We start from the raw sequence: 21,958 nt of genomic DNA on the forward strand, positions 1-21,958 counted from the left end.
TCTTACCTCCTGTCACAGTGCAGGCACCGGAACGCCTCACCGATTGCGTCTAATTTGTGGAAGCCGCACGCCACTTCCTTAAAGTTGTCGATCCTCTCATCCACAGGAAGCGTTCTGACCGGGAATCTCATATGCGGTTCGGTCACTTCCATGTCGGGGATCACCGGAATCTCCAGCCACTCGCCCATATTCAGTTCTCCGCTGCCGCCTAAGTACTTGTCGATATTAACGGCCGCTTTCTTTCCGTCGGCAATGGCGTTGACAGCGACATTGGCTCCCCACGGGCTCGTATCACCTCCCGCAAACACGCCTTCCTCCGAAGTGCGGCTGGTGAACTGATGAACATCAATCCTGCCCTTTCCGTCGAAGTCCAGCTGGGTTGTCTGATGGAATTTATGATCCACATCCTGGTTGATGGCCGTTATGATGCCGTCACACTCCAGCAGAAACTCGGAGCCCTCGATATGTGCGCTTCTGCGCCGGCCATCCGGACCGTAATCCGTAAACTGCCGTTTTACCAGCTCGATGCCGCAGACAGCGCCGTCTTTCTCTGTGATTCTCACAGGGGATGCCAGGGTGATAATGCGGATTCCCTCTTCTCTCGCTTCCTTGACCTCCTCGGCGCCAGCCGGCATTTCCCGCTCGGTTCTGCGGTATACGACCGTTACCTCCTTTGAGCCGAGCCGGACCGCCGTACGCGCCACATCCATGGCCGTGCTTCCGCCGCCTATGACGACAAGACGTTCGGGAACCGAAAGGCTCTGTTTTAAGCCGATTCGCTTTAAGAAAATAAGGCCGTTTTCCACTCCCGGTAAATCCTCACCCGGAATCCCTAAGGTTCTCGACTGCTGTGTTCCGATCGCCACGTAGACGGCGTCGCTCTGATTTTTCAATTCCTCAAAGGAGATCGCCTCCCCGATTCTTACGTTGCAGTGGATGTTCACGCCGCTCTGTTCGATGGCCTTCACCTCTTTTGCCAGCACCTCCTTCGGAAGGCGGTACTCCGGAATTCCCCAGTAAAGAACTCCGCCGGCAACACTCTCCGCCTCATATACGTGAACCTCATGGCCTAAATTAGCCAGGTAATACGCACAGGTCAAACCGGATGGTCCGCCTCCCACGACAGAAATTCGTTTCCCCGTGGCCGGCTTCGCCTCCACCTTCGGAATCTCGTATCCATCCTGAAGCACATAGTCTCCGATGAAGCGCTTTAAGGAACAGATGGAGACGGCTTCGTCCACCTGGGCGCGGCGGCAGCGTTCCTCGCACGGATGTGTACAGATGCGGCCGCAGACGGACGGGAATGGATTATCCTGGCGGATCAGCCGGTATGCATCCTCAAACCTTCCTGCGGAGAGCAGGCTGATATAGCCAGGTACAAACACGTTGGCCGGACAGGCGTTGCGGCACGGCGACGTCTGCAGCTCGGAACAGACTCCGGCGCGGCAGTGTTTCTCGTAAATATGTTCCTCGTATTCGTTTCTGAAATAACGGAGTGTGGAAAGCACCGGATTCGGGGCAGTCTGGCCCAGGCCGCACATGGCTGTCTGTCTGATGGTCTCCGCCAGCTCCTCCAGAAGCTCCAAATCGCCTTCCTCGCCCTTTCCTTCCGTAATCCGTTCCAGAATCTCCAGCATCCGCTTTGTGCCGTTCCGGCAGGGCAGACACTTTCCGCAGGACTCATCACGGATAAAGTCCATAAAGTATCTGGCGGTATCAACCATACACGTGTTTTCACTCATAACCACCAGGCCGCCGGATCCCATGATGGCTCCCAGCTTCGCCAGGGATTCATAATCCACCGCCGTGTTTAAATGTTCCCCGGTGAGACAGCCGCCGGAAGGACCGCCGGACTGAATCGCCTTGAATTTCCGTCCTCCCGTGATGCCTCCGCCGATTTTATAGATAATGTCTCCCAGCCGTATTCCCATGGGGACCTCGATAATTCCCGCGTTGATAATGTCTCCCGCAAGGGCGAATACCTTGGTGCCTGCGCTCTTTTCCGTGCCGAACTGCCGGTACCACTCCGCGCCGTTTAAGATAATGGGCGCCGCGTTTGCCAGCGTCTCCACATTGTCTATAATCGTCGGCTTATCGAATAAGCCCCGCTCAAACGGGAACGGCGGTTTCTGCCTCGGCTCCCCGCGTTTTCCCTCTATGGACGCCAGAAGGGAGGTCTCCTCGCCGCAGACAAACGCGCCCGCGCCGATCCGGATCTCCAGATCGAACTGAAATCCGCTTCCCAGAATATCGGTTCCCAGAAGCCCCCGGTCTCTCGCCTGCTCGATGGCGGCGGAAAGTCGCTCCACTGCGATCGGGTATTCCGCCCTGACATAGACGTAACCCTTGTCTGCGCCGATGGCATAGGCGCCCAGCATCATGCCTTCTATGATACTGTGAGGATCGCCTTCCAGAATACTGCGGTCCATGAAAGCGCCGGGATCACCTTCATCGGCGTTGCAGACCATGTATTTCTGCCCGTCCTCGGACACGGCTTTCAAGCCCGATTCCCATTTGATTCCCGTCGGGAAACCGGCGCCGCCGCGGCCGCGGAGTCCGGAGGCCTTCATGATCTCCACCACCTCTTCTCTGCTTAAGCCGTCCAGTGCTTTCGCAGCAGCCGCGTAGCCATCCCTTGCAATGTAAGCTTCCATGGAGGCAAACTCCATGCGCCCGCAGTTGCGCAGCGCGATGCGGACCTGCTCTTTAAAGAAATTGATGTCATCCAGCTTCGGAATGTAGCGTTCCTCCTCCGCATCGTAAAATGTATACTCTTCACAGACCTCCCCGCCGATCAGATGGCGCTCCACAAGATCCGCCACCTTCTGCGGATTCATGGCCGTGTAGAAAATTCCGTCCGGCTCCACCAAGAGAACGGGCCCCGCCGCACACGTTCCCATACAGCCTGTTACCAGAATCTCCACCTCCGACTCCAGCTGATGCTCTGCGAGAGACATTTTGAGCGCCTCCTGTACCTCTCCGCAGTGAGAGGAGATACATCCGGCACCTCCGCAGACCAGAATCCGGCGTTTAAAGGCTTTTCTTTTTTCTATGTAATCCTTTTTTATATCTGCAAGCATGGCAGAATTTGTGATTTTATTTTCCATTCCGTTATTCCTCCTAGTTATGAGCGCTCAGCGTGCCCGTCATAATATCTTGCAAGAATCTGCTCCAGCTTATCCGGATTCACCTGCTTGTAAACCTGGCCGTCAATGGACATCGCCGGGGCCAGACCGCAGGCGCCGATGCATCGCGCCACCTCCAGCGTAAACTTCCGGTCCTCCGTCGTATCGCCGATCTTCACATCCAAAAGCTCCTGAAGCCGTTCCGATATCTTCTTTCCGCCCCGCACATAGCACGCCGTTCCGAGACAGACGCGGATCGTGTGCTCTCCTCTCGGCTGCGTGGAAAAAAAGGAATAAAAGGAAACCACCCCGGATACCTCGGACAGCGGAATATCCAGCGCATCCGCAACCGTCCTTTGTACCTCCAGGGGCAGATATCCATAGATTCCCTGCGCCATGTGAAGCACAGATATCAGCGCCCCCTCCTTTCCCCTGTACTCCGAAGCCAGCTCCCCAATCCGCCCGAGTAAAGTCTCAGGACTGCTGTCACACCCTTCGCAGCAGCAATGTTCCGTGTTTTCTTTCATCATGATTCCTACCTCCTCATTATATTGTGAAAAATTATACAAAGTTAAAGAGAGAGCAGCCTCATCAGCTGCTCTCTCTCATCCACCATGTATTATTGAAACACCAAAACCTCTTATGCTCAAAACAGTATCCCGACATCGTCATTCCTCACTATTCTGAAATCTAAAAAATTTTTAGGTAATCTAATTTTTTTATAGTCTCATACTATCATGCAGTGACAACGCCTGTCAAGCCATTGTTTTTTTTTTGACACAATCTGCGTAGCCGCGAACGCTGCGCTCCAGGTGTTTTACGAATTTTCAGGATTGAATATTTGCGGGAAATATTTTACAATGATCCTATCAGACTTCATGGCCGCCGCACTTTATGAAGCTGCGGATGCGGTCTGAAGCATTTTAAAGGGGGAATCTCATCCATGTGGTTTTTGTTTGCTCTCCTCTCATCGGTTTTTGCCGCCCTGACCTCCATACTCGCAAAAGTGGGGATCGAAGGCGTCAATTCCAACCTGGCTACCGCGGTCAGGACCATCGTGGTCGTGATTATGGCATGGGTCGTCGTATTCATGACCAATACCCAGAGCGGTCTTCCCGATATCGGCAGGAAAAGCTGGATTTTCCTGATTCTTTCCGGCCTTGCTACCGGCGCCTCCTGGATCTGCTATTACAAGGCGCTGCAGATGGGGGAAGCCTCCAAGGTGGTGCCCGTAGACAAGTTCAGCATCGTGCTCACCGTCATCCTGGCTTTTCTTTTCCTGCATGAGCAGATCACCATCAAAAAACTGATCGGAATCCTGCTTATCACGGCCGGAACCTTTTTCATGATCCTTTAGGAGGCAAAAACACCGCATGGCAAGAAGCTTACACGCTTCCCGCCATGCGGTGTTTTTATTTTCTATTATCTTTCCCTGAATGATGCACATTCCGTGTGGCTGGCCTCACTCGCACCGTCTCCGGCGATACCGATATGATCCGCGGAACAGTGGCGGCCTTCGTTGTATACACATTTTACTGCTTCACAGTCCACTTCCAGTCTGTTTTCAGGTGTCTTGAACAGGTTATGGTAAGCACCGTCCTTATTCTCGTCAAAGCTTCCGCAGCACGTGTCACACGTGTCTTTTGCCTGCTCGCCCTCTACGATGATTGCAGCCTTACAGCAGCAGTTTTCCGCATTGTGAAGGCAGTTTGTCACGTTACAGTCCAATCTCGTCATGGAATATCCCTCCTTGAGAATTCTTAAATTCTATCGCTTCTGCAGGAGTTATTATGCGCAGGCGGGACAGGAACTATTCGACATTAATTGTTTTAATTTCCTTTGTACGGATTTCACGGCTGATGGCATCGATGAAATCGGAAAGGGACTTCTGCCCTTCGTCTCCGTTAAAACGGCTGCGGACAGACACAAGGCCGTCCTCCTCTTCCTTCTGTCCAACGACCAGCATGTACGGAAGCTTGGCCAGACGCGCCTCTCTGATCTTGTATCCGATCTTCTCCGCGCGCTCATCCACAGTCGCCAGAATACCGTTAGCCTTAAGCTCTGCTTCCACCTTTTCCGCGTAATCATGATACTTTTCGGATATCGGGAGCACTCTCACCTGTTCCGGACACAGCCATGTCGGGAACGCGCCTTCGTACTTCTCGATCAGCCAGGCCAGCGTTCTCTCATAGCAGCCCATGGAGGTGCGGTGGATAATATACGGACGCTTCTTGGTGCCGTCCTTATCCACGAAGCTCATGTCGAACCGGTCGGCTAAGAACATATCCAGCTGAATGGTAATCATGGTGTCTTCCTTGCCGTATACATTTTTCGCCTGGATATCCAGTTTCGGGCCGTAGAAGGCAGCCTCGCCCACTTCTTCCGTGTACTCGATGCCAATGTCGTCGAGAATCTTTCTCATGGCAGCCTCAACTTCATCCCACATCTCAGCATTTCCCAGATAATGGCCGGCATTCTCCGGATCCCATTTGGACATGCGGTAGGTCACGTCTTCTTCCAGTCCCAGCGTCGTCAAGCAGTATTTTGCCAGGTCCACACAGCCTTTAAACTCCTCTTCCATCTGGTCCGGTCTCACCACGAGATGGCCCTCGGAAATGGTAAACTGGCGCACACGGGTCAGTCCGTGCATCTCTCCGGAATCCTCGTTGCGGAAAAGTGTGGAGGTCTCGCCGTATCTGCATGGCAGGTCGCGGTAGGACTTGGGGCTCTGTTTATATACGTAATACTGGAATGGACAGGTCATGGGGCGCAGTGCGAACACTTCGTCGTCCTTCTCCTCGTCACCCAGCACGAACATTCCTTCTTTGTAGTGATCCCAGTGATCGGAAATCACGTATAAATCCTTTTTCGCCATCAGAGGAGTCTTCGTCCTCATATAGCCGCGTTTCTCCTCCTCATCCTCGATCCATCTCTGAAGCGTCTGGATGATCTTTGCGCCCTTCGGCATCAGTAACGGAAGGCCCTGTCCGATTACATCCACGGTAGCGAACAGCTCCAGCTCACGTCCCAGCTTGTTGTGGTCGCGGTTCTTGATATTGGCTAAGTACTCCAGATATTCGTTCAGCTCTTCCTTCTTCGCAAAGGCCGTTCCGTAGACACGGGTCAGCATGGCGTTCTTCTCACTGCCCCTCCAGTAGGCTCCTGAGGAAGAGGTCAGCTTAAAGGCCTTGATCGGCTTCGTGCTCATCAGATGAGGTCCTGCGCATAAATCCGTAAAGTCCCCCTGGCGGTAAAAGGAAATCTCCGCGTCTTCCGGTAAATCCCGGATCAGCTCCACTTTATACGGCTCCCCTTTTTCCTCCATAAATTTGATGGCTTCCTCACGCGGAAGCGTAAAACGCTCCAGCTTTTCGCCGGCCTTGATGATCTTCTTCATCTCGGCTTCAATCTTATCTAAATCATCCCTGGAAAAGGAAGGAGTCTCAAAATCATAGTAAAAACCGTTCTCGATAGACGGTCCGATGGCCAGCTTTGCCTCCGGATAGAGATGCTTCACCGCTTGTGCCAGCACATGGCTCGTCGTGTGACGGTAGGCCGCCAGTCCGGCCGGATCATGAACGGTCAGGATACTTAAGCTGCAGTCCTGCTCTACCATAGTTCTCAAATCCACTACCTTGCCATCCACCTCGCCTGCGCAGGCATTTCTCGCAAGGCCTTCGCTTATATCCGCCGCAATCTCATAAACGGACATCGCCTGTTCGTATTCTTTTACTGAACCGTCTTTTAATGTTATCTTCATCATTAAGTTTCTCCTTTTCTATCATCTTTCCCCTTTGTCAGAGGTAAAATTCGTTTTATACTTCATCAGGAAAGCCCTTCACCGCGCCCCAGCGTAAAATAGAGTATCACCGCGATCACAAGAGGCGCCAGAAATCTCACGATAAAACTCCACGTTCTCTTCATCACCATCGGATATCTTCCCTCCGATTCGATCTCCTCCACCGCGTTCTTCGTCCCCCATACCCATCCGGCAAACAGGCAGAAGGCCAGAGCGCCCAGAGGGATCATCAGGTTGTCCGTAAATTTTTCCATCACTGCATTCATCGGCAGCATGGTAAAGCCCTGTGAGAAATCGAGCCACGGAAGCTTAATGCCTCTCGCATCGGACTGCGACAGGGAGTATCCGGTGCTCAGCACCGTCATCGGCACCGATAAGACAATCGTGGATTTCAGCCTGCTGAAATGAAACTCTTCGCTGATAAATGCCACGCAGCTCTCAAGAATACTGATCGCACTGGTCAGCGCCGCAAAGAACAGCAGGATAAAGAACACCAGTCCGAACAGCTTGCCGCCCGGAAATCCGGCGAACACCTCCGGCAGCGCCATGAAGGCAAAGCCGCCGCCCATTCCCAGTCCTTCCGCCCCCAGCGTGACAAACACAACCGGGATGATCGCAAAGGCCGCCAGGATGGCCACCATGGTATCCAATGCGCAGATGCTGACCGCACTCTTCACCAGATGATCGTCCTTCGGAACGTAGGAACCGTACGTCACCATGATCCCCATGCCTACGGAAAGAAAAAAGAAGGCCTGTCCCAATGCCCCTACCAGCGTGTTGCCGTTAAACGACTCCGGCCGAATAGTCAGCATAAAGGCAAGTCCCTCTTTCGCCCCCGGAAGCGTGACTGCCCGGATCACGCAGGCCAAAAGGAGGAGAAACAACGCCGGCATCAGGACCTTGCTGACACGCTCAATTCCTGAAGACACGCCCTTTACCACCACATAGATGCAGAGGAGAAGAAATGCCGCTCCCCAAAGAAGCGGTTCCACCGGCTTCGCAATGAAGTCCGCGAAATACGTCTGGTACGGATTCGCCGCAGCCCCGAAATGTGCGCCGCTCGCATAGACCCAGATATATTTCATCACCCATCCGCCCACAATGCTGTAGTAAGACATAATGACAAAGAGAGTCAGAACGCCGATTCCTCCCACGAATGTGAATCGCTTATCCAGCTGACGGAACGCCCCGATCACATTTTTCTGCGTCCTCCTTCCGATTGATAATTCCGCCAGCATTACCGGGAAACCAATCAGGGCGACGATAATGATATAGCAGAGAATAAATGCGCCTCCGCCATACGCCCCCACCTTTCCCGGAAACTTCCATATATTGCCCAGGCCGACGGCAGAACCTGCCGCCGCCAGTATGAATCCCACGTTGCTTGCCCACTGGCTTCTCTTCTGATGCATAGTTTCCTGTACTCCTCTTGTCTGTTCGTTTTGTTATTCCCGCGAGCGGCGGGGTTTTTGACTTACAGCAGTATAATAAGTGCGGCTGTAATCGCTGCGATGCTTATGATGATGGAGAGAGAATTGACCGCACTCGCCATCTCTACATCTCCATTTAAGGCTCCCGTAAATGCCGGAGCGATCGAGGCCACCGGACCCAGAGACACGATTGCCAGAGTCTGGCGCACTTCCAGCCCGAAGGGGGCGAAGAAATAAAAACCAACCGCCATCAGAACCGCAATGCCGTAGCGCATCACGAGAATCTGCACGATCTGTGCAATTTTTTCCCTGTCCATGTGGATTTCAAATCCGATCCCAAGCATCAGGAGCGCCAGAAACGCATTGGCGCCGCCCGCTGTATCCGCGAAGCTGATCATCACTGCCGGAAGCTGCAATTTTAAAATGCTGAGAATTGTCATAACGATATATGCGTCAAACGGAATCGAGGAAAAGAGCTTCTTCGTCATTCCCAGGAGAGACGGCTTTTCATCCTCTCCCACCACCATACCTGCCAGTGTAAACGTCATCCCCGTACACATAATGGAGTTGCCCGCGTCAAACAGACTGGTGGCCGCAAATCCCACGGGGCTTAAAAAGCTCTGCACAAAGGGCATGGTGAAATTGCCGATATTGTAGCCCGACATATTGAGCATGGCAAAGGCCCTCGTCTCCTTCTGCTTTCTTATATTGATCCCATATCCGACGGCGATCGTCACAAAATTGCAGAGAAGACCAATTACGCACATGGCAAGCAGTGAATAATCCATGGTTATCTTGCTGAAATTCGATACAATAGCCGCCGGCAGTGTTATTTTAATCACGATATTGGAAATCAGGTAAAAATCCTTTGCGTGAAAAAAGCCCACCCGCTTCAGAATATATCCCATGGCAATGATTGCAACAAACGCAAACGCTTTTGTCAGTACTGCTGTCATATCCAGTCCCCTCCCGGCCATTGATCACGGTCATCTTTTGCTTCTTATTTCTTTCAATCCACATTCTGAGTCCAGAATACAAAACTCAGAATAACATAGCAGCTATGCTGCCATTAAAATTTGCGCACAATTTTCATCCTAACCTGTTCTGAACATTTTGTAAAGAGTAATTTACGAATCCGTTTCAATTTCTTTGTCCATATGCATTGCATAAGAGACATCCGGCCTCAGTTCCGCCTCCACACGCTCAAAATTCTCCTCCAGAACCGGAAACGGAGGCCATGCGTAATCGCAGATCAGCTGCAGCGCCGCCTCTTTCACGGAAAGCGTATTGTCACTGACGATAACCATCTGCAGAAGGTCCACAATGGCGTCCTGATACGGCAGCTGATACCCAAACCACGGATCCAGAAAACGGTCCAGACAGAAAAGAAGGCTCTCCTTCTTCCCCATATCCGTTCCCATCAGGACATTCCTTATGGCCTCTATCCCGCTCTTCACGATCTCCATCTCATCATCGGTATAAGTTATGTAAGACATCTGACATCTCCCGCCGTCCTCTCATCATGACAAAAGGAGCTGCCCACTGATTACCCAGCGAGGCAAGCTCCATCAAAACTTGTCTGTTCCGGTTCTTTTATTCTGTTCCCATTATTTTGCTGCTTCCCATTCCCGATGCCATTCCGCCACCAGACTGCTGTCTTCTCCGCATATCGAGGCAGCTTCCTCCGCGCTAATACCTTTGGCAAACAGATTGACTGCTACTTCATGCGCTTTCTCTAAGGTACCTTCCGCTCTGCCCTCTTTTCTGCCTTCTTCTTTACCTTCCCTGCGGCTCAACTCCTTTTCATCGGCAATATGCCGCTGCTCATCATATTCCGTCAACAGCACCTCGAACACCTCCGCTCTGTGGATCGACAAAAATTCCGCCAGTACTCCATCCCGGATACAGGAATCCATCACGTCCTCAACCGCCGTCCCGAGCGCCGTTCCATCCTTCGTCCTCTCCCTGATACGCGCCACGAATTCCGCATACTCCCTGAGTGTTGAACACTGCTTCATCAGCCCCTCATTATGTCCGCGATTAATATTCATCATAATCGCCTTAAACTCCATACACGGCTCCAGTTCTGAATGAACGCGGGAAAATGCATCCGAAAGCTTCAGTTCGATGCAATCCGGTTCCTCCTTCAGACCGTTATAGAACACATAAAACTGAGGAATCGGAAGCGTAATCAGCCTGCTTCCGTAGAGATTAAGTTCATTCTGCTCAATGTACCTTCTGTATTCCTCTACAATATAGAGTGTTCCGCGAACCGGCATATTAGGATTCCAGGTCGACTGGTGCTCCCAGAGATTTAAAACATCATCAATCAAAAATGCGAGATCATTCTTCATCTTCATGTAGATTACATCATCCAGCGTATTAATCTCAAGCTCTTCAGGATTGGTATACTCTGAGTGACTGATCGCGTTATACAGGGAAAGCAGTTCCTCTTTCCGGTTAAATACCATTCGAAATAATCTGTCTTTGTATTTCTTATTCACTTTTACCATATTCCTTACCTCCATTATACTGAAACCAGTTGTACTTTTCAACAGATTTTTTAACCATTACCATAGAGGCCCCTAATATCCGATACCCTGCGAAAGCCTGCATCCAGTAACGATAAACAGACCACTCCCTTTCTTTTATTCAATTTCTGACCCCAATTCTATATTCCCTGTGAACGCTTCGGCCGAACAGCCATGATGCCAGTAACTGGCATTAGATCTCCAGATATAAATGGAAATTAATAAAACAATTATACCATAATCTCAAACAAAAGGCAATCCAAAAGCCTTATCGAACCTTCCGGAATCCAGTCATGTTGTAACAGTTCAGAAGGCTCATCTTCTTGACCGAAAAATCCGGTCAAGAAGATGAGCCTTCTGGGTGGTCCGGGGAGCAGGAGGGACGGGAGAACGAACGGCTTATTCAATCACATGAATCCACCCTTCCGGCGCCTCAATTCTTCCCATCTGAATCCCGGTCAATGTATCATACAGCTTCTTCGTCACTTCTCCCATCTCGCTCATACCGCTCGGCAGGCAGATTTCTCTCTCATGATCCACAATCTTGCCCACCGGGGAGATAACGGCCGCAGTACCACACAGTCCGCATTCCGCGAAGTCCTTCACCTCTTCCAAAAGCACTTCTCTCTCTTCCACTTCCAGACCCAGATAGTCCTTAGCAACAACCATCAGGGAACGGCGTGTAATCGACGGAAGAATGCTTTCAGACTTCGGAATAACCACCTTCTTATCTTTAGTCACGAACAGGAAGTTGGCTCCGCCTGTCTCCTCCACCTTCGTTCTCGTTGCGGGGTCTAAATACATATTTTCATCAAATCCGGCTCGGTGGGCTTCCATGATCGCATGTAAGCTCATGGCATAGTTTAAACCTGCCTTGATATGGCCTGTGCCGTGGGGAGCCGCACGGTCGAAATCGCTGACACAGATGGTAAGCGGTTTCACGCCGCCCTTGAAGTAAGGACCTACCGGTGTGGTAAGAATCCTGAACTGGTATTCATCCGCCGGCTTCACTCCAATAACCGGATTGCTTCCAAACATATACGGTCTGACATAGAGCGTCGCTCCGCTTCCAAATGGCGGCACGTAGGCGGCATTGGCCGCCACTGCCTTCGTAACGGCCTCCACGAAACGCTCCTTCGGGAATACCGGCATCTCAAGCCTTCTGGCGGAATTCTCCATACGCTCTCCGTTTAAGTCCGGGCGGAAGGTTACGATACGGCCCTCCTCGGTAGTATATGCTTTCAAGCCCTCAAAAATCGTCTGCGCATACTGCAGAACACCTGCACACTCATTTAATACAATATTTGCATCATCGGTCAGAGTACCCTCATCCCAAGCTCCGTCTTTAAAATTGGATACATATCTTTTATCTGTCTGTATATATCCAAATCCTAAATTTCCCCAGTCGATGTTCTTCTTTTCCATGCGTATCTTCCTCTTTCCCTCGTTGATTTGTTTCCTGATTCATTTTTAATTCAATTCTTAATTTTTTTCATTATTATACTTTTCCATATAAAAGTCAAGACATTTTCCTCAGGAACCAAAGATCGAATAAAAGCCATAACTCTGAGTTATATAACGAGGCAGTTCCATTCTAACGGTTTTCATCGGATTCACGGTCTGGCAGATGATCAGATTGCCTGTCATCGTCAGAAGCATGCCGGCATCCGAAACATCCATTCCAATCTTTTCTCTCATGAAATCATACATTTGTCTCGTCGCGGCCCGCCAGGCGCCTTCCACATCTTCCGCCGATGCGATGGTGATCAGACGGTCCTCTGTCTCGATCATGGGATATGGGACGCAGTACTCGTTCCGCACCACATCGACGCGAACCGTAGCCCGGCCCTCGATCTCCAGGCCGCAGTCCTCCACTTCCCCGTCGCCCATGATGGCGTGGAAATCACCCATGGACAGAAGGCCGCCCTCGGCAAAGACAGGAAGATACAGCACGGCGCCCTTCTTGATCTGGGTGCAGTCCATATTTCCGCCGTGATCCATGGGAGTTACGGTAGAAACGCCCTCTCCCGCCGGCGCCACACCGATCACGCCGATCATCGGCTCCACCGGTATTTCCACTTTGCCGTCGTAGTATGCCTTTCCATCTTTGACAGGAACGCGTTTTAATACCTTTTTCGGAAAATCCAACCTCTCGCTTCCGCTGTTCGGCCCCAGCATCACAATGCCGACAGGTCCCAGCTCGATATCCAGAATCTCGATCTTAAGCATGTCTCCCGGCATCGCTCCCTCAATGTACAGAGGGCCGGTGGCCGGATTCCCCGGTTTTCTCACCACATTTTCAAAGGTGGCCTCCTCCGGCAGGAACTGGTTCGTAAAGCAGTCATACGTTTCAAATACCACCGTCTCTCCCGCCTGAATGGAAGCACAAGCTGCATTGTCCTTTGAGAGCACGTTCGTTATAAATTCTTTCGTTATCACTTTCATCTCTATTCTCCCTGACCCTGTTTATTTTTTCTTACCGCTGAGCTCCGGCCACACCGTAATCAGCATCGTGATGAAGCAGGCCGCCCCGCCGATAAAGTTGGACACCGGTTCCGCCATGAGCACGCCGTCCGTTCCCAGTCCAAACATCAGAGGAAGGACCAGCATAAGCGGTATCACGATGATCACTTTCCTGAAAATCGAGAAGAACACCGCATTCTTCGCTTTTCCCAGCGCCACAAACACGGATTGACCGGCGAACTGAAGCGACATCATGAAAAAACCGAAATAGTAGATCCGCATGGCCGGAATTCCTTCCCTGACCAGATCCGCGTCCTGATTGAAGATGCGGATAAAGAATTCAGGAAAGCCATGGACAAACAGCCACATGACCGTCGTATAGGCGATGGAGACCACCGAAATGAACACAATGGCCCGTTTCACCCGCTTATACTCTCCCGCCCCGTAATTGAACCCCATCACCGGCTGCGCGCTGTTCGTCAGGCCATTAACCGGCATGGAAATGATTTCCCGGACAGAGTTGATCACGGTCATGATCCCTACGTACAGATCCCCGCCGTAATGCTGCAGTGACGCATTGTACATGATCTGTACCGAGCTGTTGGTGATCGCCATGGTAAAGCCCGACATGCCGAGGGCCACGATGTTCTTCACCCGCTCCTTCTGCAGCCGGAACGCCGAAGTTTTCAGCCTTAAAATCGCCTTCCCGCCCGTCAGAAACTTTACGATCCAGAGGGCAGACAGAAACTGGGACAGTATCGTGGCAAGCGCCGCCCCTCTTACTCCCATATGAAAGGTAAAGATAAAGATGGGGTCCAGAATAATGTTGGCGACCGCCCCGAGGAGCACGGTCATCATGCCAATGGTACCGAACCCCTGCGAGTTGATGAAGCTGTTCATCCCCAGACCGATCATCACGAAAATACTTCCGAGAAGATAGATGCTTATGTACTGATCCGCATACGGATACGTGTTGTCACTGGCCCCGAACAGATAGAGCATGGGCTTTTTGAGGGCCAGTCCCACCACAGTCAGCCCGATTCCGAATATTACCATCAGGACGAAGGAGTTGCCCATGATCAGCTCCGCCTCCTCCTTATTGCCGCGGCCGCGTTCGATGGAGCACAGCGGTGCCCCACCCATGCCAAATAAATTGGCGAACGCGATAACCATGGAAATAATGGGCAGACAGAGCCCCAGGCCGGTTAAAGCCAGCGTGGCATTCTCCGGAATCCGCCCGATATAGATCCTGTCGATAATATTATAGAGTACATTGATCAGCTGGGCCATGGTCATAGGGACCGCCAGCTTCATGATATTTGATACGATACTGCCTTTTGAAAAATCATTTGCTGTGTCTGACATGGTGTTTCAATCCTTTTACCTGTAACATTTCTATCTATCATATCACTAACCGCCGCATTTGCAAAGTTCTTTATCCCCTGCTGCCGGCAGGCGTTCCCGGTCAGTGTTCCCGGTCAGTGCTCCTGATCTGCACTCCCGGTCAGTGCTCTCTCAGGACATTGATCTGCCATCCGATGCCGTACCGGTCCGTCACCATACCGAAACAGCTGCTCCATGCTGTCTCCGAGAGCTCCATCTCTGCCTTACCGCCTTCCTTCAGATGCCCGAAGATCTTCCTGGCCGTCTCCTCGTCCTCCGGCATGAGAGCGATCGTAATGTGGTTTCCCTGTTCATACGGCATACCCGGAAATGTATCGGAAAACATCAGTTTCTTTCCCTTCACAGTGATCTCCGTATGCATAATCAGCTTCTTCGCCTCCTCCGGCATCGGCCATGCGGGATTCTCCCCGCTCTCCCCGAAGGTCAGAAACTTCGGCTGCTCCGCTCCGAACGCCTTCGCATAAAATTCCACCGCCTCCCGGCAGCTTCCGTTAAAACGGATATAGGGTGTAAATTCCATCCTGTGTTCCTCCTTGGATTCTAAGATGGAATTAGTATAACCGGATATCCATTTCTTTATCATTTTTCCAGATTTGCCTCCGGTGAGTGGGACATGCTCCGAAAGAACGCTTCCGCCCATTCGTCCTCCCTGTGTTCACAGGAAGCCGTTATCAGTGCGATCTGATATCCGCCTGCCACTTCCCCCACATACTGGCTGCACGGACCGTCCGTCTCATGCTCTGTGGTTCCGGCAAACGCAAACCGGTATGCTAAGCAGCCATTCTCTCCGCTTATCGGTTCTCCCTCTGCGCCGTCGAAAATCCGCTCCGTGATCTCCGGGCTCTCCTCTCTGCTTTTTAACGCCGTAATCCGGATCGCATGCCAGTCCTCCTCCAGACCGTCATACCATAAATGAGAATTGCTGTCCTCATCGTATTCATAGAGATAGGAGCCCGGAACCACAAAGGTCATGGTGCCGATCTTATCCCGCACATTCCCGCGCCTGTAGCCGATGGGATAATCCGGTTCATACACCGGCACATCCGAAACAGCCTCCGGCTCTCTTCCATTTAGCCGGCAGAGCAGGATGTATTCCTCCGTTGGAAATGGAAGGCACCGGTCTAAGAGAAGGGCTTTTTCCAGATTATCAATGATACGGTCATTCATCCGTTTATCCCGCTCGCTCCTGCTGCCCGGCATGAAACAGCACTCTTCCCACATCAGGCTGAGAGCCGTGTTTCTGTAATATCCCGCATCTCTTCCCGGCTCATTCCAGATGAAAAATTCCTTTGCCAAGGGCTCAATCCCCTCATTTTCCACCCAGCCCAGCATTTTCTGGATTGAGAACCGGCCGAAGGGAGTGAACACGGTGCCAGGAACCTCCTCCGGCGTGTACTGATCCAGATCCCAGCAGAGACCGAAGGACACGGCATCCGGCCATTTTTCTTCCCGCTCCTGGCATACCGCAACCAGGTTTTTCAGCCATCCGTAAAAATGTTCGTCTCTCATCCGTTCAAAATCATGGTCAACCCCATAGCCGGTCTCATCATCCAGGATAAATTCCAGATCCGTCTCTCTGGCAAGCTCCTCCACGAAGTGAACCGCCGCGGCGTGAAATCCCGCTCCCGCCAGACTGGAGGTGCACTCTCCATAGACCATCTGCGCCGGAATTTCCCCGTCCAGCCCGGAGCTGAACTGAAAAAACAAATCTCCCAGCCGACAGAATCCCACACGCATACAGTCTTCCTCCTGCCGTACCTCATACCGCTTCTCCTCTCCCAGCATCCGGATCATCTGCTTCACAAACCGTTTATCTTGAACCACTGCCTGACACGTAAATCCTACACTCATACTTTTTTCCTTTCCCTTCGATCACTGGTTATAGCCGCTCCTTCTGTACTACTGTTCATTATACTCAGGGAAGCAGTCATTTGTAAAGTATTTGGAATTGTGGTAAAATGAGAAAAAACAAATGCTGGGAGGGATATACTTGTTAAGTAATGATGCTGAAGCAAGATTAAAAGAATTCAATGATACTGCGTTTCCGAAAAAGATGATAACAATCACCGACCGCGTCCGTATCGCAGTCGGCTGGGGGCACAGCAACTGTATTATCGTAGAAGGGGATACGTCCCTGATTCTGGTCGATACCCTGGATTCAGATGCCAGAGCCGCACGCCTGAAGGATGAGCTGTCCCGTCTGACGGATAAACCCGTGAAGACTATTATTTTCACCCACGGTCATCCGGATCACCGGGGCGGCTGTAGCGCGTTCCGGGACACGGTGGAGGAGATCATCGCCTTCGCGCCCCAAAAGGCCGTATTAAAGGGGACAGAACGAATTAATCCAATCTTAAACAAAAGGACCTTCCGTCAGTTCGGCTATGGACTGACCGACGAAGAGCTCATTACCCAGGGTCTGGGGATCCGGGAAGGCCACGCCATCGGTGACGGCGTCTACTCGTTTCTTCCTCCCACCACACTTTATACAGAAGATTCCGTCACGCGCACCATCGATGGAGTTGCCTTAGAGATGGTATCCGCGGTCGGCGAAACGGACGACCAGATCTTTCTCTGGCTTCCGGAGGAGCGAATCATGTGCTGCGGCGACAATTACTACGGCTGCTGGCCCAATCTCTATGCCATCCGCGGCGGACAGTACCGCGACATAGCCGCCTGGGTGGACAGCCTGGAACGTATCATGAGTTATCCGGCCGAGGCCCTGCTTCCAGGCCACATGCTTCCGGTCCTGGGACACGACCGGATCACAGAGGTCCTCGGTAATTTTAAGGAGGCCATCCGCTACATCCTGGATGAGACTCTCGTCTGCATCAGTCAGGGGCTTTCCCAGGACGAAACCGCTGCCCGGGTGGTTCTTCCTGAAACCTACCGCAGCCTGCCGTATCTGCAGGAGTATTACGGCACAGTACAGTGGTCTGTGCGCGCCATCTATCAGGGATATGTGGGATGGTTTGACGGCAATCCGTCCAATTTAAACCGTACCGCACCGGAGAAATATTCCCGCAATCTGATAAAACTGGCCGGCGGTGAGCAGGCCATTTCAACAGCTGTCAAAACGGCTCTGGAGGAATCGGAATTCCAGTGGGCTTCCGAGCTCTGCGACCTTCTTCTTGGCGCCGGAGACATCGTATCCGAAGGGGAGAAAACAAACGCCCGCCGTTGGAAGGCCGAAAGTCTGAGACAACTCGCCGGACTGGAAACCAGCGCGAACGGCCGCCACTATTATCTCAGCTGTGCAAAAGAGCTGGATAAGGAATAGGCTCCGTTAAACTTTGAAGTGCTCTTTATAGTAAGTAAAAAAGGATAGGGAAAATACGGTCAATCGCCGTCTTTCCTATCCTTTTCTACCCTCTTGCTGATCTCTATTCTTCTATATAACTCATATCATTTACCGATTCCACGGTAAACGTTCCGTTGTCATAGATAATTTTTGTGATGGAGGCATTTCCCAGTTCTCCCACTGCTGCATCCGGGTCGATGGCAGCAACTGCTGCTGAAATGGCCATCCCATGTGAAACCACCAAAACCTGTTTCTGCCCGCGCTCTGCGGCCTCACCCGCGATCTCACGGATTCCTTCCATTACCCGCTTCTGTGCAGTTTCCCACGTCTCCGCGGTTTTGCTCTCATCGGTTTGCGCCATTGCAGTTACCGCTTCTTCAATTTTCAGCTTGCCTCCCATGACAGCTCCCATCATAGCGTCCACACTGTCATAGCCCAGTGCCTTTGCAGCCGGTGTGTATGCTTCCGCCGGCATGGCACCCTCGTAAATTCCGTAGCACACCTCCCGGACTTTGGGATTTCTCTGTAAGGATACCTCCGGCTGTCCATTATTCTTCAGGATCAGCTCTGCCGTTTCCATTGCTCTGCCGCTGTCACTTGTATAAACCGCATCAAAAGTAATTTCGGCTTTTTTTAACCCGCGTCCCAGTTTTTCAGCCACCGCCGCGCCATCCTCCGTAAGCGGAGAATCACACCAGCCCTGCATACGCCCTGTCGTATTGAGCATGGTCTTCCCGTGCCGCGTCAAATACAGGGTCACCGGTGCCGGCTCCATGGCCTGCGCCTCGGTCTGTTCTTTCTCCGGTGCCTTCGCACAGCCTGTCAGGGCCGTTGATACGCATAAAATCCCCGCCATCATAATTGCCATCACTCTTCTTTGTCTCATTATTCTCTCCTCCGTTGTTTATTGTACTTATTTGGTCTGGTCAGAATCCTACCACCCCTGGTTCTATCTCATTGTAATCATTTTTCCAGGCACGATCTACGCATATCTTAACCAAATCATACACGGAAATTGACTCTTTCGGTCCTGTCAACGGATTCACGGAGGCGCAGGCAGACAACAAAAAAATGACTGCATCCCGCTGCTGAACGGAATACGGCCATTCGTATCGGATCGACGCCTTATACCAATGAGTCGAAGCAATTATATTTATCAGACTCGCTCGGCATATAAGTCGAAATTAAAAAGCCACTCGCCTCCTCTTTTACTGCAGCATCCTGTTTTGCTGCTTCAAACTGTATGATTTTTCCAGTGGTTCACATTTTAAAATCTTTAATGCCATTTGCCTTGAGGGTTTCATAAGTACACAGACAAATGTCCGGTGTATACGCAAGAGAGGTTGTTTTGTCTGTAATTTCATAGAGATCAAAAATCATATCTGGGATTCCATCTTGAAACTGTATCAGGCTGTTTTCATGATGTCCATGACTCGCGTGAGGAAAGGGCTGCGTTTTGTAAGCCGAAAAGAAAGCGAGTACAGTTGTCTTACATCGCAAGATGGAATCGGGTATGATGATACCCCGGCACATACGAGCAATTGCTTCATATTCCTGACCGATTGGTATATCTGCATAAGCATGAGCATGATGAAAATACAGACTGTTAGCCGCAAATTTATTTCTTTGAAAATTTGCGGCTAACTGAGGATCTACACGATATTCAACACAGTTCGTTTCTATTTCAGGAATCAGTTTATCCTGTGTATAGTCTATGGAGAATCTTGCCATAAGTATCAATTTGCGATCTTTCATTTTAGAATTTTCTACAGATAACATATTCTTTCACGCATTCCCCCATACACCGTATTTTCCGCCTAAGGCGAACAGACACATAACCAGTACAGCATTGCGTAATTAATGATGAATAGAGTGCTTGCTCTATTCACTGTTAATTGCACAATGCTGTACCAGCCTCTTCATTCTAATATTTGTACATAGAAATGTCAAACAGCTGATTTCATGGTTTTTTCTGATTCGAAAAGGAATTTTATCACCACTGTATCTTTACTATTTTTTATATCCAAATTCCGGAATCTTCGTCCAGCGGTTGCGGAGGTAATGGGCGACCAGCTTCGGCTTTCTGTCTCTTGTGAAGATTCCCTTTTTGTTGCCCTGCACCCGGAGAAGGCTCTGGCTGGTGGCAAAATCGGCAAAGTTCCATACCTGCTCGCCTACGAAATTCTCCAGGGAGTCCGCTACCTCGTGATTGACCTTATAGTACTCTACCTGATACTCCTCCGTGTACATCACCGGAGTCGTGTCGTGAAAGCCGCTTACTGTGTCCGCTCCGTATTCTGTATACATGAACGGTTTACCGAGGGAATTCCAAAAGGTCAGCTCTTCCCGGCACAGCTCCTTTGCCATGTCTAAATCGCCGCCGCAGGCATACCAGCCGTAATAGCGGTTTAAGCAGAAGACGTCGCTCAGTTGGATGGTGCAGTCCTCCTTGTAATTAGGCATCTGGACACTGACGATGGTGCAGGGACGTTTCTGAGGATCGGTCTCCCTTGCCAGATCGTATAACGGTTTAAAGTAAGCGTAGGCGCCAGGTCCGCCGGAATCGGCCTCGTTGGCAATACTCCACATGACAACACAGGCGTGATTCTTGTCACGCAGAATCATATCGCGGACTACGTCCATATGATGTTCGTGCGTCCGGATTCCGCCATCTTCCGGCGGATCAAAGGTGTTGACCCGCTTACCGTCCTTGAAGTTTGCGCCGCCTCCAAAATTCAAATGAACTCCGACTGCCGGTGTCTCGTCGATCACCACGATTCCCTCTTCATCACACAGACGCATCATCTCTTCACTGTACGGATAATGGCTCGTGCGGAAGCTGTTGGCTCCCTGCCACTTCATCAGGGAAATATCCTTCGTGTTCATAGGCATGTTAAGCCCTCGGCCGGCCGGGAACGTGTCCTCGTGTTTGCCGTAGCCCTTGAAATAGAACGGACGGCCGTTGATCAGGAATTTTCCGCCTTCCGTCTTTACAGTGCGGACACCGTAAGGAAGGGAGTAGACATCCTCACCGAAGGTCACTCTCACCTCATATAAATAGGCGCAGAGCGGCTGCCACAGGACAACATCGGAAATCTCCAGGGTACCGTCGGTTCCTTCCGCTTCCGCCGCCAGCCTGCCGTCCTTCGTATATACGGCGATCTTCGCTGTTGCTTCTCCCGCGGTCTCAAGGTGGTAGGCAATACGCGCTGTCGTATTATCCACCTCCGCGTTTAAGAAGATGTCCTGTACATACGCAGCCGGAGTCGTATAAAGCTTGACAGGGCGGGTAATTCCACAGTAATTAAAGAAGTCGAAGTTGGGATTGTTTCTCTTTCTGGAGGTCCTTCCTCCTCCCATTCCCATTAAGTCTCCCATACCGCTGCCCGACTCGCTGCCGACCGGAAGGGTGGTATGGTCGATTCGGTTGTCCACCGCCACCGTCAGGAGATTCTCCCCTTCTCTCAGATACTCGTTGATCTGTACCTCGAACGGGAGGAAGCCTCCCTTATGCTCTGCGATCAGTTCACCGTTTAGATAAACCTTCGCAATGTGTGTAACTGCGGCAAAGCGCAGAACCAGACGCTGACCCGTCATGTAGGACGGCACCGCCAGCGTTCTCTGGTAGAAGCACCAGCCGTAATGGTCACGGAACGCTTCTCCCTCTTTTAAATCATTGTAAGACGCCGGAACGGGCATAGTCATTGCTGCCTCCAGTGGCCGTTCATACCATTTTTCTTCAAATCCCCGGCCTTCATCCAGTTTAAATGCCCAGACGCCGCTTAAATCCATCAGTCCCCTTGACTGCGTTAAAATTGGATATAACATGTCCCATACACTCTCCTTTTATTGTTCTGTTATCAGTATAACAGATTTCCCGCCAACACTGCTAGGACAGTTTTGAC

General features: G+C 51.3%; 18 protein-coding genes. 2 read left to right on the forward strand and 16 right to left on the reverse strand.

Annotated features, from left to right (window positions below; genetic code table 11):
- Positions 1–2 precede the first annotated feature (2 nt).
- Together nuoF and M1L66_RS18885 are read right to left on the reverse strand one after the other, a co-directional pair.
- Positions 3–3,080, reverse strand: a complete 3,078-nt coding sequence (gene nuoF, locus M1L66_RS18880; protein WP_434694283.1) for an NADH-quinone oxidoreductase subunit NuoF — start codon at positions 3,078–3,080, stop codon at positions 3–5.
- Positions 3,081–3,124: 44 nt separating this feature from the next.
- The gene (locus M1L66_RS18885; protein WP_187019639.1) at positions 3,125–3,652 is read right to left on the reverse strand and encodes a complex I 24 kDa subunit family protein; all 528 of its coding nucleotides are present in this window, start codon (positions 3,650–3,652) and stop codon (positions 3,125–3,127) included.
- Between the two features lie 416 nt (positions 3,653–4,068).
- On the opposite strand from M1L66_RS18885, the gene M1L66_RS18890 reads away from it, so the two are divergent.
- Positions 4,069–4,482 (forward strand): EamA family transporter, encoded by a 414-nt coding sequence (locus tag M1L66_RS18890; protein ID WP_187019365.1) that lies wholly within the window; start codon positions 4,069–4,071, stop codon positions 4,480–4,482.
- Between the two features lie 65 nt (positions 4,483–4,547).
- On the opposite strand, the gene M1L66_RS18895 is transcribed toward M1L66_RS18890, so the two are convergent.
- From M1L66_RS18895 to M1L66_RS18945, 11 genes are all read right to left on the reverse strand, one after another.
- Entirely contained in the window at positions 4,548–4,862 is a 315-nt protein-coding gene (locus tag M1L66_RS18895; protein ID WP_002603675.1) for a DUF1540 domain-containing protein, read from the reverse strand.
- A gap of 73 nt (positions 4,863–4,935) precedes the next feature.
- Positions 4,936–6,885 (reverse strand): threonine--tRNA ligase, encoded by a 1,950-nt coding sequence (gene thrS / locus M1L66_RS18900; RefSeq protein ID WP_434694285.1) that lies wholly within the window; start codon positions 6,883–6,885, stop codon positions 4,936–4,938.
- Between the two features lie 65 nt (positions 6,886–6,950).
- On the reverse strand, positions 6,951–8,336 hold the full coding sequence (locus M1L66_RS18905) for a sodium-dependent transporter (RefSeq protein ID WP_434687633.1): 1,386 nt from the start codon (positions 8,334–8,336) through the stop codon (positions 6,951–6,953).
- Between the two features lie 62 nt (positions 8,337–8,398).
- Positions 8,399–9,310 carry an AEC family transporter gene (locus M1L66_RS18910; protein WP_434687634.1) on the reverse strand — a complete coding sequence of 304 codons (912 nt, stop codon included), beginning with the start codon at positions 9,308–9,310 and terminating at the stop codon, positions 8,399–8,401.
- Positions 9,311–9,481: 171 nt separating this feature from the next.
- Positions 9,482–9,850 carry a hypothetical protein gene (locus M1L66_RS18915; RefSeq protein ID WP_243270157.1) on the reverse strand — a complete coding sequence of 123 codons (369 nt, stop codon included), beginning with the start codon at positions 9,848–9,850 and terminating at the stop codon, positions 9,482–9,484.
- A gap of 111 nt (positions 9,851–9,961) precedes the next feature.
- A complete protein-coding gene (locus tag M1L66_RS18920; RefSeq protein WP_434687635.1) occupies positions 9,962–10,867 on the reverse strand; it encodes a hypothetical protein in 906 nt (301 codons plus the stop codon).
- A 417-nt stretch (positions 10,868–11,284) separates the two neighbouring features.
- A complete protein-coding gene (locus tag M1L66_RS18925) occupies positions 11,285–12,310 on the reverse strand; it encodes a branched-chain amino acid aminotransferase (RefSeq protein WP_207729047.1) in 1,026 nt (341 codons plus the stop codon).
- Between the two features lie 108 nt (positions 12,311–12,418).
- The gene (locus M1L66_RS18930; RefSeq protein ID WP_434687636.1) at positions 12,419–13,330 is read right to left on the reverse strand and encodes an acetamidase/formamidase family protein; all 912 of its coding nucleotides are present in this window, start codon (positions 13,328–13,330) and stop codon (positions 12,419–12,421) included.
- 21 nt (positions 13,331–13,351) lie between these two features.
- Positions 13,352–14,713, reverse strand: a complete 1,362-nt coding sequence (locus tag M1L66_RS18935) for an MATE family efflux transporter (protein WP_434687638.1) — start codon at positions 14,711–14,713, stop codon at positions 13,352–13,354.
- 139 nt (positions 14,714–14,852) lie between these two features.
- Positions 14,853–15,272, reverse strand: a complete 420-nt coding sequence (locus M1L66_RS18940) for a VOC family protein (RefSeq protein WP_002603662.1) — start codon at positions 15,270–15,272, stop codon at positions 14,853–14,855.
- Between the two features lie 59 nt (positions 15,273–15,331).
- Positions 15,332–16,603 carry a hypothetical protein gene (locus M1L66_RS18945; protein WP_434687640.1) on the reverse strand — a complete coding sequence of 424 codons (1,272 nt, stop codon included), beginning with the start codon at positions 16,601–16,603 and terminating at the stop codon, positions 15,332–15,334.
- 139 nt (positions 16,604–16,742) lie between these two features.
- Here M1L66_RS18945 and M1L66_RS18950 point away from each other — a divergent pair, with 139 nt between their 5' ends.
- Complete coding sequence (locus M1L66_RS18950) at positions 16,743–18,032, forward strand: alkyl sulfatase dimerization domain-containing protein (protein WP_434687642.1); 1,290 nt, start codon at positions 16,743–16,745, stop codon at positions 18,030–18,032.
- Positions 18,033–18,135: 103 nt separating this feature from the next.
- On the opposite strand, the gene M1L66_RS18955 is transcribed toward M1L66_RS18950, so the two are convergent.
- The 3 genes from M1L66_RS18955 to uidA form a co-directional block, all read right to left on the reverse strand.
- Positions 18,136–18,939 (reverse strand): histidine phosphatase family protein, encoded by an 804-nt coding sequence (locus tag M1L66_RS18955; protein WP_434687644.1) that lies wholly within the window; start codon positions 18,937–18,939, stop codon positions 18,136–18,138.
- A gap of 374 nt (positions 18,940–19,313) precedes the next feature.
- On the reverse strand, positions 19,314–19,832 hold the full coding sequence (locus M1L66_RS18960; protein ID WP_434687646.1) for a hypothetical protein: 519 nt from the start codon (positions 19,830–19,832) through the stop codon (positions 19,314–19,316).
- A gap of 231 nt (positions 19,833–20,063) precedes the next feature.
- Entirely contained in the window at positions 20,064–21,881 is a 1,818-nt protein-coding gene (gene uidA / locus M1L66_RS18965) for a beta-glucuronidase (protein ID WP_187019349.1), read from the reverse strand.
- Between the last annotated feature and the right edge of the window lie 77 nt (positions 21,882–21,958).

Source organism: Hungatella sp. SB206 (assembly GCF_051132295.1).
Lineage (GTDB): Bacteria > Bacillota > Clostridia > Lachnospirales > Lachnospiraceae > Hungatella > Hungatella effluvii.